Origin of the sequence: Niallia taxi (assembly GCF_004005475.1) — a bacterium.
GTDB lineage: Bacteria > Bacillota > Bacilli > Bacillales > Cytobacillaceae > Niallia > Niallia taxi.
In genome coordinates this window covers 331,580-345,237 of record NZ_RZTZ01000002.1, presented here as the reverse complement: position 1 = coordinate 345,237, position 13,658 = coordinate 331,580, and the positions used below count along the sequence as shown (strand labels likewise).

The 13,658-nt window shown below is 37.6% G+C and carries 17 protein-coding genes; 4 read left to right on the top strand and 13 right to left on the bottom strand.

Annotated elements, in window-relative coordinates; all coding sequences use genetic code 11:
- Positions 1-24: 24 nt before the first annotated feature.
- Genes yhbY through EM808_RS06515 form a run of 4 tightly spaced genes read right to left on the bottom strand, consistent with a single transcriptional unit; the run spans position 25 to position 2,800 of the window.
- Entirely contained in the window at positions 25-318 is a 294-nt protein-coding gene (gene yhbY, locus EM808_RS06530; protein WP_127737382.1) for a ribosome assembly RNA-binding protein YhbY, read from the bottom strand.
- Positions 319-1,149, bottom strand: a complete 831-nt coding sequence (aroE, locus tag EM808_RS06525; RefSeq protein WP_127737381.1) for a shikimate dehydrogenase — start codon at positions 1,147-1,149, stop codon at positions 319-321.
- Positions 1,150-1,177: 28 nt separating this feature from the next.
- Complete coding sequence (gene yqeH, locus EM808_RS06520) at positions 1,178-2,281, bottom strand: ribosome biogenesis GTPase YqeH (protein ID WP_127737380.1); 1,104 nt, start codon at positions 2,279-2,281, stop codon at positions 1,178-1,180.
- A gap of 3 nt (positions 2,282-2,284) precedes the next feature.
- Positions 2,285-2,800, bottom strand: a complete 516-nt coding sequence (locus EM808_RS06515; protein WP_127737379.1) for a YqeG family HAD IIIA-type phosphatase — start codon at positions 2,798-2,800, stop codon at positions 2,285-2,287.
- Between the two features lie 424 nt (positions 2,801-3,224).
- On the opposite strand from EM808_RS06515, the gene EM808_RS06510 reads away from it, so the two are divergent.
- Positions 3,225-3,365 (top strand): sporulation histidine kinase inhibitor Sda, encoded by a 141-nt coding sequence (locus EM808_RS06510; protein ID WP_127737378.1) that lies wholly within the window; start codon positions 3,225-3,227, stop codon positions 3,363-3,365.
- A gap of 40 nt (positions 3,366-3,405) precedes the next feature.
- Here the strand turns inward: EM808_RS06510 and EM808_RS06505 are convergent, their stop codons facing one another.
- On the bottom strand, positions 3,406-4,191 hold the full coding sequence (locus tag EM808_RS06505; protein WP_127737377.1) for a phosphatidylserine decarboxylase: 786 nt from the start codon (positions 4,189-4,191) through the stop codon (positions 3,406-3,408).
- A gap of 123 nt (positions 4,192-4,314) precedes the next feature.
- Between EM808_RS06505 and pssA the strand changes: the two genes are divergently transcribed.
- Positions 4,315-4,854: a CDP-diacylglycerol--serine O-phosphatidyltransferase gene (pssA, locus tag EM808_RS06500; RefSeq protein ID WP_127737376.1), complete on the top strand. Its 540-nt coding sequence runs from the start codon at positions 4,315-4,317 to the stop codon at positions 4,852-4,854.
- 39 nt (positions 4,855-4,893) lie between these two features.
- Here pssA and EM808_RS06495 read toward each other — a convergent pair whose 3' ends face one another.
- The 4 genes from EM808_RS06495 to EM808_RS06480 all read right to left on the bottom strand — a co-directional run bounded on the left by EM808_RS06495 (position 4,894) and on the right by EM808_RS06480 (position 8,498).
- Complete coding sequence (locus EM808_RS06495; protein WP_127737375.1) at positions 4,894-6,687, bottom strand: M3 family oligoendopeptidase; 1,794 nt, start codon at positions 6,685-6,687, stop codon at positions 4,894-4,896.
- 167 nt (positions 6,688-6,854) lie between these two features.
- The gene (locus EM808_RS06490) at positions 6,855-7,049 is read right to left on the bottom strand and encodes a sporulation protein YjcZ (protein ID WP_127737374.1); all 195 of its coding nucleotides are present in this window, start codon (positions 7,047-7,049) and stop codon (positions 6,855-6,857) included.
- A gap of 138 nt (positions 7,050-7,187) precedes the next feature.
- Complete coding sequence (locus EM808_RS06485; protein ID WP_127737373.1) at positions 7,188-7,964, bottom strand: N-acetylmuramoyl-L-alanine amidase; 777 nt, start codon at positions 7,962-7,964, stop codon at positions 7,188-7,190.
- 75 nt (positions 7,965-8,039) lie between these two features.
- On the bottom strand, positions 8,040-8,498 hold the full coding sequence (locus EM808_RS06480) for a hypothetical protein (RefSeq protein WP_127737372.1): 459 nt from the start codon (positions 8,496-8,498) through the stop codon (positions 8,040-8,042).
- 277 nt (positions 8,499-8,775) lie between these two features.
- Between EM808_RS06480 and EM808_RS06475 the strand changes: the two genes are divergently transcribed.
- Positions 8,776-9,087 (top strand): hypothetical protein, encoded by a 312-nt coding sequence (locus EM808_RS06475; RefSeq protein WP_127737371.1) that lies wholly within the window; start codon positions 8,776-8,778, stop codon positions 9,085-9,087.
- 58 nt (positions 9,088-9,145) lie between these two features.
- Here EM808_RS06475 and sigK read toward each other — a convergent pair whose 3' ends face one another.
- Entirely contained in the window at positions 9,146-9,868 is a 723-nt protein-coding gene (gene sigK, locus EM808_RS06470; protein WP_127737370.1) for an RNA polymerase sporulation sigma factor SigK, read from the bottom strand.
- A 297-nt stretch (positions 9,869-10,165) separates the two neighbouring features.
- Between sigK and EM808_RS06465 the strand changes: the two genes are divergently transcribed.
- Positions 10,166-12,103 carry a fructose-1,6-bisphosphatase gene (locus EM808_RS06465; protein WP_127737369.1) on the top strand — a complete coding sequence of 646 codons (1,938 nt, stop codon included), beginning with the start codon at positions 10,166-10,168 and terminating at the stop codon, positions 12,101-12,103.
- Positions 12,104-12,343: 240 nt separating this feature from the next.
- On the opposite strand, the gene EM808_RS06460 is transcribed toward EM808_RS06465, so the two are convergent.
- From EM808_RS06460 to EM808_RS06450, 3 genes are all read right to left on the bottom strand, one after another.
- Complete coding sequence (locus tag EM808_RS06460; RefSeq protein WP_127737368.1) at positions 12,344-12,484, bottom strand: YrzI family small protein; 141 nt, start codon at positions 12,482-12,484, stop codon at positions 12,344-12,346.
- Between the two features lie 36 nt (positions 12,485-12,520).
- Positions 12,521-12,673 carry a YrzI family small protein gene (locus EM808_RS06455; RefSeq protein WP_127737906.1) on the bottom strand — a complete coding sequence of 51 codons (153 nt, stop codon included), beginning with the start codon at positions 12,671-12,673 and terminating at the stop codon, positions 12,521-12,523.
- A gap of 458 nt (positions 12,674-13,131) precedes the next feature.
- Positions 13,132-13,377 carry a YrhC family protein gene (locus tag EM808_RS06450; RefSeq protein WP_127737367.1) on the bottom strand — a complete coding sequence of 82 codons (246 nt, stop codon included), beginning with the start codon at positions 13,375-13,377 and terminating at the stop codon, positions 13,132-13,134.
- Between the last annotated feature and the right edge of the window lie 281 nt (positions 13,378-13,658).

The following is a 13,658-nucleotide window of genomic DNA, read 5'->3' as shown; positions in this document are numbered from 1 at the left end:
TATCGCCTCTTCTAACGATTATGATTATGATGGCAAGTTAATGCTTTTGTTCTCTTTTGATTCCTTGTAAAGAACAATTGTTGAACCAATTAACTGTACAAGCTCTGCCTTAGTTCCTTCAGCAAGCTCTCTTGCCACAACACTTTTGTCCTCTTCACAGTTTTGAAGCACACTTACTTTTAAAAGCTCTCTTACTTCAAGTGCCTCGCCAATTTGCTTAATCATGTTTTCATTCACTCCGCCTTTTCCAACTTGGAAAATCGGATTCAAATGGTGTGCCATTGCACGCAAGTATCTTTTTTGTTTACCCTTTAGCATTTAGTTGCCTCCTAGTTGTTTCCTTACATTTTTTCTCATTCTATCTGTGTCCGGCATCAGGCCAAGCCACTTTTCAAACGCTAATGCCCCTTGATATACAAACATCTCAATTCCATTTTGAACAATTGCTCCACGGCTTTTGCCTTCTTGCAGGATTTTTGGCTCGAGCGGATTATAGATAATATCGCTTATAAGGGCATTTTCTTTAATATTCGTTACATCTAACGGAGAGTCGTCAATTTCAGGTGACATTCCGATAGATGTTGTCTGGATGATTAAGTCATATTCTCCGAGCTGCTGTTCTGCTGCTTCAGCAGACAGTATCGCGGTTTGAACTGGATAAGGACAGGCTGCCTTTAATTGCTCCGCTCTCACTTTTGTACGGTTGACTATATCAATCGTTTCGACACCATGATGAGCTAAAGTGAAATAAATGGCTCTAGCAGCACCGCCAGCACCAATCATTAACGTTTTTTTATCCTTTAATTCAGGCATCACCTTAAGGATGCCTGCCAGATAACCGGCCCCATCTGTATTATAGCCAATCCATTTTCCATTTTCATTCACAACAGTGTTAACAGCACCAATCTCTTTGCAAAGAGGATCAAGTTCATCCAAAAAAGGGAGGATGTCTGTTTTATGAGGAACGGTTACGTTAAATCCGGCCAAACCGTCTTTTTTCAAAAGTTCCAGTCCCGTTTCTAGCATTCCCTTTTCAATATGAACCCTATCATATCGAGCGTCGATTTGATAGTGCTGAAACAAATCATTATGCATATATGGTGACATAGAATGTTTAATTGGATCCCCAATAACCGCAAACCTTTTCATATCCACTCTCCCTGTTTATTCTCTCTCTTTAGATTAGCGACTTTCTGATCATTGCATGAACACCTTGTGGAACATACACAGAAACTTTAATATTTGGCTCATTTACTGTAATCCAGCCAAGTCCTGAAAAAACAATATCTGTTTTCGGTTCTTTTATCGTGAACTCATGCTTAATCAGCTTAGGAAAATGCTCCATTTCATCTCGCTTTGGAGGTGTCAGCATTTCCCCGGCATGCTTTTCATAAAGTGCATCAGCATTTTCCGTTTTAGTGCGGTGGATATCCAGTTCATTAGAGAAATAGCAAACGAATGAATGGCGGTCACCGCTAGTAAAATCAAAGCGTGCTAAACCTCCAAAGAACAATGTTTGTCCTTCATTCAGCTGAAACACTCTCGATTTTATTTCTTTTTTCGGAGTAATAACCTTTAAATCTCTCTTATCAACAAAGTGAGCCATTTGATGGTGGTTAATAATTCCTGGTGTATCTACTAACGCCTTACCGTCTGATAATGGGATTTCTATTATATCAAGCGTAGTTCCTGGAAAATGAGATGTAGTAATGATATTTTCCTCTCCAGAAACCTCTTTAAGGACAGAGTTGATGAATGTCGATTTCCCTACATTCGTACATCCAACTACATAGACATCTTTTCCTTCGCGGTGATACTCAATAGCCTCAAGCACTTCTTTAATGCTTTGACCCTTTTGTGCACTTACTAAAAAGACATCAGCAGGTCTTAAGCCAAGATCCTTGGCTTCTTTTTTCATCCAATTGATTACTTTTTGCTTGTTAACTGACTTTGGAAGCAAGTCAACCTTATTTCCTATCAACAACACTTTGTTTTTGCCTGTAAAGCGATGCAGCCCAGGAAGCCAGCTGCCATTAAAATCAAATATATCAACAATCTTTACAATAAGACTGTCACTTCTGCCGATTTCATTCAGTATCTTTAAGAAATCATCATCTGTCAATGATACATCCTGTACTTCATTATAATGCTTCAAGCGGAAGCAGCGCTGGCAAATTACCGTCTCCTTCTCTAAAGAAGAAGCAGGTGCATAACCAAGCTCCTCTTTATTTTCAGTCTGAATGGCAACTCCGCATCCAAAGCAATGTATTCTTTCTGTCACTTATTAATCCTCCCAAGTCAATTTTCCTTTTTTCCGGAACCAATTTAATATTCTTCTTTCAATTTTTCTGTTCAACCGTGTCGCAAATCCATCTGTTTGAGCTACAGGCACAACGAGGATTGTGTGAAATCCGCTGCGGTTTCCGCCGAGAACATCTGTAAGCAGCTGATCTCCAATTACGACTGCTTCCGTTTTTGAGAGCTCCATTTCCTTAAGCGCTCTGCGAAAAGCTCTGCCCATTGGTTTTCTTGCTGCAAAGATAAATGGGATGTTTAAAGGATCAGAAAAGGATTTTACTCTTCCTTCCTTATTATTTGAAACGATTGTAACTTTTATATTGTTTTTCTTCATATCTTCGAACCATTCCAATATCTGTGGCGTTGCCAACGGACGGTCCCATTCAACAAGTGTATTGTCAAGATCCGTTATAATGCCCTTAACTCCTTTTTCCTTCAGAAGCTCTGGCGTAATTTGGAATATATTTTTAACAAACTGATCAGGCAAAAAATTATTTAACAATGATGGACACCTCTTTTATCTACTAGTTGATCAGAAGAATTTTAATTATATGTTCATTCCAGTTTGTATGTACGTCACACTATATTAATTTATATCCGCAAAACAAATTTAATGAAAGTAATATTATACCTTTTTCTACCCGCGAAAAGAAGTTAATGACTACTTTTTTTTATATTCTAAAAATATTTTTCGACAAAAAACGCAAATTTCTACATATGTGGATAACCTTATACACATTATACCCTTTGTTATAATAAACATCTTTATACTTACAAACAACTTAACCACAGGTTATCCACGGGAGATTGTGGATAAGAGAACAGTTGTTCTAAATGTTTATTTTTGTTAAAGTTAGGTTACTAGATAATATATTCACTAACGGTTAACAAAGTTTACAAAAAATGGATTGGAGGTGGGTTCTGACATGCGCAAACTGTCAGATGAATTGTTGATTGAGTCATATCATAAAGCTAGGGAGCTTGATTTAAGCCCCGAATTTATACGTCTCATTGAAACAGAAATTCACCGACGTTCCTTAAGTATTAAAATGAAAGTATCCTCTTAAAACCCGCTGATGAGCGGGTTTTTTTTCATCCATATAATTATTAGTCCATGAATTCTCCAATTAACTCTCCCATTTTAACATGATAAGGTGCTTTAATGTTTTCTTTCATTTTTAGAGCATCCTTTTCAAAAAGAAGAACGACAGTTGATCCGAAGGAAAAATAAGCAATTTCCTCTCCCGCACTTACTGTTTCGTTACCGTGGCTTAAAATAATAGAATTGATGAACATGGCACCTACCTTAACAACTGCTACATGCTGTCCACTTGCTGTTCTTACCTCAGAAATCGTCCGATAGTTTTTGGAAAGCGGGCTTTTTCCATACTTTAAGCCATATTTATTTACTGGATAGGATTTTCCACCAAGTGTCCACTGCTTCATTATTTCTCCGGCAATTGGACTATGAATGCGATGGTAATCCTTTGGACTTAAATAGAAAATCAAGTATGTACCACCATCATATTGCCCTAATGTATCCTGAGTTCCCAGCATCTCCTCAATAGAGTAAGTTTTCCCTTTCACAATTATCGTTTTGTCTTTTTTTATTGTGCCGATATCTTCTATAACAGCATCAACAGGACTGATAACACCATTGCTTATATGCTGTATTTCTCTTGCTCCAGATTTTAGCTTTCTGACAAAAAAATCATGCAGGCTTGCAAAATTGTCCGTCTTTTTTTCTGCTTCCTCTAAATTAATTTCATACACCTTGGAAAAGGAGGGAATAATCTTAGTACTGAAATTTGAGTTAGCGAATTTTTTTATTAGTAAAGAACTCCACTTGCTGTTAGTCAGTTCTATCAAAAAACGGTAAAAAAATTGTTTCAACTAATAATCCTCCAGTAAATTGTAAATTTTTCTTTACGAACAATCATATATTACATTAAAATTATATATTATTATATAACAAAAAAGTTTGTATGAAGAAATTTCATACGGGGAGTGAATGGGATGTTTCTACATGAAGTGCTAGAACAAACCGCTAAAAAGCTAAAAGCTCAAATTGCCAACTTCCTTACACTGACCAATTTAGGCCTTGGCGGATTTTCCATTATTTATAGCCTTAAGGGCCATATTCAGCTCAGCCTTTTATTAATTTTTATTGCTGCACTTGCTGATAGGTTGGACGGGATGGCAGCACGCAAGTTCAACATTGAATCAGAGTTAGGCAAACAACTGGACTCTATGAGCGACATTATATCCTTCGGGGTGGCTCCGGCCCTGTTGCTATACCAGGCCGTTTTATTTGAATTCAATACAGTAGGTTCCTTCTTTACCGTCTTATATATTTGCTGCGGGGCGTTTCGTCTGGCGAGATTTAACATTACAGAAAACAGCGGATTTTTCACAGGCCTTCCTATTACTGCAGCAGGATGTATTATTACTTTCTGCAGTCTTGGAGCCAGCTTTATTGCGCCACACATGTACTTGTTTCTTCTTTTAATCCTATCTGTCTTGATGATAGGCAATTTCAAATGGAAAAAAATATAAGAAAATGGATGCCCACAAGGCATCCATTTCTTCGTTTCATTACTTTGTTAAAGCTAAAAACTCTTCCACATCCTCTATACATACCTTAATGGCACTTTCCCAGAATGCGTCATCTGTCAAATCCACATCAAGATGCTTTTTCGCCAGCTCTTCAACAGTCATGCTGGCAGTGTCTTTTAAGAGGGCAATATATTTTTCTTCATAGCCTTTGCCTTCTTGAATGGCCTTTGCATAAATGCCAAGAGAAAATAAGTATCCGAATGTATATGGAAAATTATAAAAAGGCACACCAGTTATATAAAAATGCAGCTTTGATCCCCAGAAGGACGGATGATATTCTTCTAAAGCATCTCCAAAAGCCTCTTTTTGTGCCGTAACCATCAGCTCATTTAATCTCTCTTTACTAACAAGACCTTTGCGTCTTTCCTCATAGAAGCTTGTTTCAAAAATAAAACGAGCATGGATATTCATCAACAGAGCAACAGAACGCTGAATTTTATCCTCTAACAAAACGAGTTTCTCTTCCTCAGAGGAAGCGTTTTTCACTGCAGCGTCTGAAACAATCATCTCTGCAAGTGTAGAAGCTGTTTCAGCGACATTCATTGCATAATTGCGGTTAAGTGTATGCATGTCTTTCATTGCATAAGTATGGAAGCCGTGACCAAGCTCATGTGCTAATGTCGATACATTGGACGGCGTTCCTGAATATGTCATAAAAATTCTTGATTGCGCACTTTCAGGAAAATAAGTGTGAAAGCCGCCTGGTCTTTTTCCTTGTCTGTCTTCTGCCTCAATCCAATTGTTTTCAAATGCCGTTTTAGCAAAGGACGTCATTTCCTCCCCGAATTTCGCAAAATGATCGAGAATGAATTCTGCTCCCTCCTGGTAGGTCATTTTTGTTTCTGTTTTGCCAATTGGCGCATCAACATCAAACCAGCTCAGCTTTTCTAAACCAAGCAATTTTGCTTTTCTGTTCAAGAACTCAACAAGCGGCTTTTTATTATTGCTGATTACCCGCCACATTGCTGTAAGTGTCTTTTCGTCCATTCTATTATATTCGAGCGGCTCTTTCAGCACATTATCCCAATTTCTCATCTCATATGTATTTAAACGAAATCCAGCAAGATGGTTTAACGTCTTAGATAATAATGCACCCTTTTCGTTCCATGCCTTTTCCCATTCCGCAAAAACCTTTTGACGAACTTCACGATTTGGATGTGAGAACTTATTGGCTGCTTGCCCAACAGACAAATAGCTCACATGACCATTTTCCTCAAACGGAATTTGCATGCTGCCGACAACTGTATCGTACATTTGGCCCCAACCATGATACCCGTCAACGCTCAGCTTGTTGATCAGCATTTCCTCTTTTTCAGACAGCCTTTGAACTGCATTAGTTCGTCTTTCTGTCAGAACAAAGGATAATTCATGAAGCTTTTCATCCTCAAGTAGCAGCTTCCATTGGTCATTTTCATATTGAGATAGTTTCCCATCAAAGATCGTCAGCCCGTTCTGAAAGCTTGCACTCAATTCGGTTACTTTCCCTCTTAGAGCATCTGCATCCTTATCATGCATGTTTTGTGCCTGTAGACAGCTGACAAACGCACCTGCCTGACGAATTTTTTGCACGGTACCTTCAAACATATTGATTAAATTTCGCACTGTTTTCCGATCAGTGATGCCGTCTGAAGGAGCATACTCCTTTACTGTTTTCGTAAACTCTTCAATTTTTACACCTGTCTCCTCTAGATGCTTGGTGAATTCGGGTGAACTGCTTCCTCCAGGGAAAAAAACCTCTAAATCCCAAACATCTGCATACATTTTGTTAGTCAAAATGATACCCCTCCTTTTTTTGTTCTTATATCATTATAGTTTTATTATGTAAAAATTTCTATTTATCAAAATAAAACAAAATAAAAAGGATGAAAGAATAATAATCTGCTTATTTCTCCTAAAAAAAATCATTTGCCATAGTGACAGGCAAATGATTACGATAAATGTTAATAATAAAAACAGTTGCTAAATGCCCAAATACCCCAAAACAGGATGATAATGATGAAAAGTACAATCAATAAAGCATACCACGCTCCATAGCCTTGCTGTTGTCCATAGCCGTAGCCATAACCTTGCGGATATCCTCCTGCTAAATAAGGATTACCTGGCACCGATTGGTATGGATTACCAAATGCCGTCATAACAAAACCTCCCCTCCCTATTAACCTATTCTGCAAATGCCGAAGTTGGTTAGGCAGGGGTCCTGCTTATAGGTAGTTTTCTTTTTATGCCTTTTACTAACAAGAATCAAAAGAACCCGACCTATATTCTCATGAATGTTAGGATTCTGATAATACGATTGTAGAGTAACCTTCTTCTTTAGCCCTGTCTTCCATTGCTTCTGCATTTGCACGGTTTGCAAATGCGCCGATTTGGACTTTATAGAGGTTATCTCTTAACAGCACTGCTGCATCAAAACCATCACGCCTTGCTTGTGCTGCAAGGCTGTCTGCATTTGTTTTATTTCTAAAAGCACCTATTTGCACTTTATAAAGTGTATCATCTTCAGTTGTTTCTTTTCTTTTCAAATTGAAAGCATCTGCTATGCCTTCTGCATGTCCTCTAGCTAATGTGGAAAGGAAAGAAGCGTTTTTTAGTTTATTTGCATCAGATGCATTATCAATAAACCCGTTTTCAGTTAAAATAGCTGGCATATTCGTTTCTCTTACAACATGGAAGTTCGCCTGTTTTTTACCACGGTCGCCCCAATTAGTAAGATTGATTACTCGATTATGAACCGCTGTTTGATAGGTTGTTGTTGGTGCTCCTGTTCCAGTGTAGACAAAGCTTTCAAACCCTGTACCACCACCTGCATTAACGTGGATTGATACAAAATAGTCTGCTCCCCAGCTGTTTGCAGCATTTGACCTTTGTGAAAGGCTTACTGTTTCATCAGAGGTTCTGCTCATCCTAACTGTTACACCTTCATATTCACTGACAAGCATATCTCTGACCATTGTCCCAATGCGTAATGTAATATCCTTTTCTCGAATTCCATTCCCGACTGCTCCTGAATCAGTGCCGCCATGGCCTGGATCAATAAATATTTTTGCCATTATTTTCACCACCTTGCTACTATTATAGTAAGATGGTTGATAATCGCTTGTACGAATATCTCAATTTAAAGATATTTATTGTTCTAATAGTTGTTCTTTTTCTTGTCCATCCGAATAATAGACTGCTTCCATTATATTCTCATCACTTCCTTTATAATACAAGGATTTTCTCTGTATGGTGCTGCCATCTTCCGAAAAACTGATAAAGATGATTTTCTCTACTATATCATCAGTAATGCTGCTAATATCAACAGCGTCAGATTGGTCTGAAAAGCTGTAATTGGCAGCCGTACATATGTCAAAGCGCCACACATCAGTGCCGCTCATCGCGTCAGTCATTTCCTTATGCATCGTTCCAAGCACTGCATCCACTTCATCTTTATCCTTTAGGTTTTTTATTGCCGATTTCCATTCTGAATCACTTCGTTCACATGTTTTGTCATCGTTTGCTCCTGCTCGGTCATATTCCTGATGTGAAGGCCAAACAAGAGCAGTAACGAACACGGATAAAAAAAGCAGCTGTTTCAATAGCATTTGACTTTCATCCTCCTACCTGCTTATCATGCATATTCACTCTATATCGTTATATATATTTCAATTAGATTACTAATATTATATTTTATTTACAAAGCGCGAACTTTTTTTATTATGAGCGAAGCCATAAATGAGGGCATGTACTTTTTTATGAATATGTTCCTTCTAAGCATAAAATGATAATATTTTCCTTTTTACCATTCTATCCTACTATTCCTTTAAGATTGCCGAATATGTAGGCTGGACATGCATATTATGTATGGAAGGAGGAGAGAGCATGAAGAAACGCCTTGCTTTACTAATCGTGATTGTTTTGCTTGCATTCATTGCCTATGTGGAAACACCAACTGCGAAAATTAATGAAGACTATGTTTATTATTATGGTGAAACAACAGAAAGCGAGCCGGCAAGCACATCTGAGGAAGTGTACGGAGCGCCAGAATTAGAATATAAATTGGAAGATACGACGGTTGAGGACGGATTCGTATTGGAGACTTACAGAGAGTATGAAATATACAAAAATCGTGCAGGCGAAGTTGTCAAAAATGTTCCTACCTCTAATCGGGAATATTTACGATACAAACAATAATAAAAATTGCTGTTATGACAAAGAGGGCTGCACAGCACAGCCCTTTTCCTTTTTGAAGCTAATCCTGCCCCTTTTTACGCTTTTCCTTTTCTGCTCTGTAAAATTCGTGAAACATTTTCATCAGCGCTCTTTTTTCAATGCGAGAAACATAGCTTCTTGAGATGCCAAGTTCCTTTGCGATTTCTCTTTGGGTCTTCTCTTTTTTCAAATCAAGCCCAAACCTGCCGACAATAACTTCCTTTTCCCTTTCATCTAATACATCGATATATTCCTTCACCTTTTCCAGCTCCATATTTAACTGAATCGTATTGACTACATCCTCTGATTCTGACTTCAGCACATCAATTAAGCTTATTTCATTGCCCTCTTTATCCTGACCGATTGGGTCATGAAGGGAGACATCTTTTTTGGTTTTTTTCAATGCTCTTAAATGCATAAGTATTTCATTCTCAATACATCTTGCTGCATATGTGGCAAGCTTCGTCCCTTTACCTTCTGAGAAGCTTTCTATTCCCTTAATCAAACCAATTGTTCCGATAGATATTAAATCCTCCGAGTCCTCACCAGTGTTTTCAAACTTCTTCACAATATGTGCAACAAGCCGTAAGTTATGTTCTATCAGCATATTTCGCGCATGCGAATCTCCTTCTGCCATCAGCCTTAAATACTTTTTTTCGTCTGATGCAGATAAAGGCTGGGGAAACGCATTATTTTTTACATAAGAAACAAGAAACAACAGTTCTTTTACTAAAAGCCCGAGTGAATAAAAAATCCCAGACATTGTTCCACCTCCACTTTAGCCTATACTTTATTACTATGTGAAGGTGTAGGATGTCTTGCATGTCCTTTCTCGAATAATAATTGGAAAATATCCTTTAATTACGTTTACAGTTAAAATTCATTGGGTATAGGGGACACGCGGTTAAAAGAGGGGAAAAAGGAATAACGGTATTCTCTTTAACGAAAAAAGACATATTAAGAAAGGTTTCCACTTCCCTTGTATGTAAAATAGGAATAAAATGGGCTTATGCCACATCATTAGCAATAATTGGACAATTTTTCGATAGGAGAGGTACAGATGGACACAAAATATTTAGACCTGCTAACAGAAAAATACACTAGTGAAGAAAAGGTTGTAACCGAGATAATAAACTTGGATGCCATTTTAAACCTGCCGAAAGGAACGGAGCATTTTGTTAGTGATTTGCACGGGGAATTTCATGCCTTTCAGCACGTTTTAAGAAATGGATCTGGGAATGTTAAGGAAAAAATCAAAGAGCTGTTTCATGAGGAGCTTTCAAAAAAAGAAATGGACGAGTTTGCAACACTTGTTTATTATCCGGAAGAAAAGCTGCAGCTTGTGATTAACACATTCGAGAATAACCAATTATTGTATAAATGGTATGCGAATACAATTGAGAAAATGATCCGGTTAGTTTCCTACGCTTCCTCCAAATATACTCGCTCTAAGGTGCGTAAGGAACTGCCTAAACAATTTGTCTACATTATTGAAGAGCTGCTGTATAAAAAGGACGAGCTAGACAACAAAAAAGATTACTATTCAAAAATCCTGCAAAGAATCATTTCCCTTGGTCAAGCGAGTAAGCTTATAACAGGGTTGGCTTATACGATTCAAAGACTTGTCGTGGATCATTTGCATGTAGTCGGCGATATTTATGACAGGGGACCCCATCCTGATAAAATTATGGAAACATTGATGGACTACCATTCCGTCGACATTCAATGGGGAAATCATGATGTATTGTGGATTGGTGCATACGCTGGCTCTAAGGTATGCCTTGCAAATATCATCCGTATTTGCGCCCGCTACGATAATCTGGATATCATTGAGGATGCATATGGCATTAATTTACGGCCATTGCTAAATTTAGCAGAGAAATATTATGATGATAATCCTGCTTTTCGCCCTAAGCTAAATGCTAAAAGAGAGGAAATTGGTGAAGAGAATATCCTGCAAATCACTAAAATCCATCAAGCAATCAGCATGATTCAATTTAAGCTTGAACAGCCTATTATTAAAAGAAGACCTGATTTTAAGATGGAGCATCGCCTGATTCTCGATAAAATTGATTTTGATTCTAATACTATTCTTTTGCATGGAAACACCTATCAGCTTGAAAATACCTGCTTCGCAACGCTTGATCCAAATGATCCAGCGAAGCTTTTGCCTGAGGAGGAGCAAGTATTGGAAAAGCTGCTGTTCTCTATTCAGCATTCAGAGAAGCTGGCAAGACATATGACCTTCTTAATGAAAAAAGGCAATCTTTACTTAAAATACAATGGCAATTTACTTATCCATGGATGTATTCCATTAAATGAGGATGGCAGCATGAAAACAATGGAGCTGAACGGCAAGAGCTACAGCGGGAAGAAGCTGCTTGACGTATTTGAGCAATATTTACGCGAGAGTTTTTCTCATCCAGAAATATCAGATGACCTTGCAACAGATATGATTTGGTATTTATGGACTGGAGAGAACTCCTCCCTATTTGGCAAAAAGGACATGACTACATTTGAACGTTATTTTATTAAGGACAAAGCAGTACATAAGGAGCAAAAAAATCCGTATTATAAATTGCGGGAAGAAGAAGAAACCTGCAGATCCATACTACAGGAATTTGATATGAATCCTGATCATGGTCATATTATCAACGGACACACGCCAGTAGAAGAAATTAATGGAGAAAATCCGATTAAGGCGAACGGCAAGATGATAGTTATTGACGGTGGCTTCTCAAAGGCTTATCAGTCGAAAACTGGCATTGCAGGGTATACGCTTCTCTTTAACTCATACGGAATGCAGCTCGTTGCCCATAAACGCTTTATAAGCAAAGAGGATGTTCTTCAAACAGGAACAGATGTCTTATCTGTCAAAAGAGTTGTTGATCGTGAACTGCAACGAAAAAGAGTAATGGAAACAAACATAGGCGAAAAATTGCTAGAGCAAAGAGATGATTTGCAGCATCTTCTTGAATACAAATATAAAGTGAGATAATTAGGAGCTCATGCATCAAAAGATGCATGAGCTTTTTTCATCACCGAGACATTGTCTTTCCCATTCTCTCCACCCACCATTAGCATTCAACTGATTCAGAATATATACATATGCATAGCATTCTCACTAGCCTTTCATTACGTTAGGTGGAATCCTTCTCCACCCACAGGATTGATTGACGTCTTTGCAAAATGATTATCATGATTCTTCACACCTTTCTTTTTATTTTTTTCTGGCAGCTTACAGAAAACGCTGATGTGTAATTTGTCTGTTTTTATGTTCATCCATTAATTTTTCAATTCTTTGCTGATGTAAATATTCTTTTGTGCTGATTTCTCGTTTACGGATAATAACTGTAAAGAACAGTAGATTCAGTGTCATATTCCTCACCCCCTTTATCTTCAAAATGCTCTCTTCTTAAAACGTATTTCTTGTAAAGTCTCCTAAGCTTACTTGCTTTTGTTTGCTTTCTTCGATTATTTGCTTCATAAGCTCATCATGCATAAATTGCTCATAAGTTTGTTGTTTCCTCTTAATCGTTATGGTCATAAAAAGAATATTAAGTGTCATCATATCACCTCCTCTCATCACTTATTACCACTTATTAACTAAAATGGGATATTTTAATTAAAAAGGCACAAAAAAACCACAGGTCGAAAGCACCTGCGGCATATCACTTCTAAATGAAGGCATATAAAAACCGCAGGACACGACTCACCTGCGGTTGAATAGGTAATTTTAGAAAAACTAGAATTTCCATTCCTCAGCGGTTGAATTCGTGCATAATCCATATAATGTTGTCATATTGCTCACTGCTTGCATTAATACGTTTTTCATAACATTCAACCTCCTTTAGAATTAGTTTTTACATTGGCAATTATATCCTCCATTTCCAATTTTGTAAACCACTTTTTCTAAAAATAGAGATTTTACTTATTTTTTTCGGAAAAGTGGTTTACCTCTATTAAGAAAAGGGCATAAAAAAAGAAGATGAATTTCTCATCCTCTTTACTTATCAATCTATTCATTTACATATCGTCATCTGTCATGTCGCTGATCATTTTTCTGAACTTCTTCACTTTTGCAAAGAAGAAAATGGATGCTGATAAAGTAAGTGCTGATGTTATTGTCATTGCTTCATCATGCCATTTAACTTGATGCACAGCTGGAATAATGACTCCTAAATAAAAAAAGACTCCAACAGCCAACAAAACAATCGCAAATCGTTTGTAATCCGCCAATTTCCCCGACAAATCCTTCAACGTCTTTTCCAAGCTATCCCTGCTTTCTACTTTTCTATAACTCTACTTTAACATAAGCTTAGCTAACTTTTCTTTAGCAATTGATAGCATGTCAGGAAAATTATAGGATTTTTTTCGGACGGAAAATCCCTTTAGACAACTTTGTTACTTAAATAAGTGTTGAGCCATCAAATAAAGCTGCTGCTACTCTCGCTTTTTGTAGCCAGGAAGCTTTGCCTCCTAAGGTCTTATGCGGGGGCTTTAGCCTTTCTTCAACTTACAGCAAATATTTAATCCTTCCACTGAGGTTATTT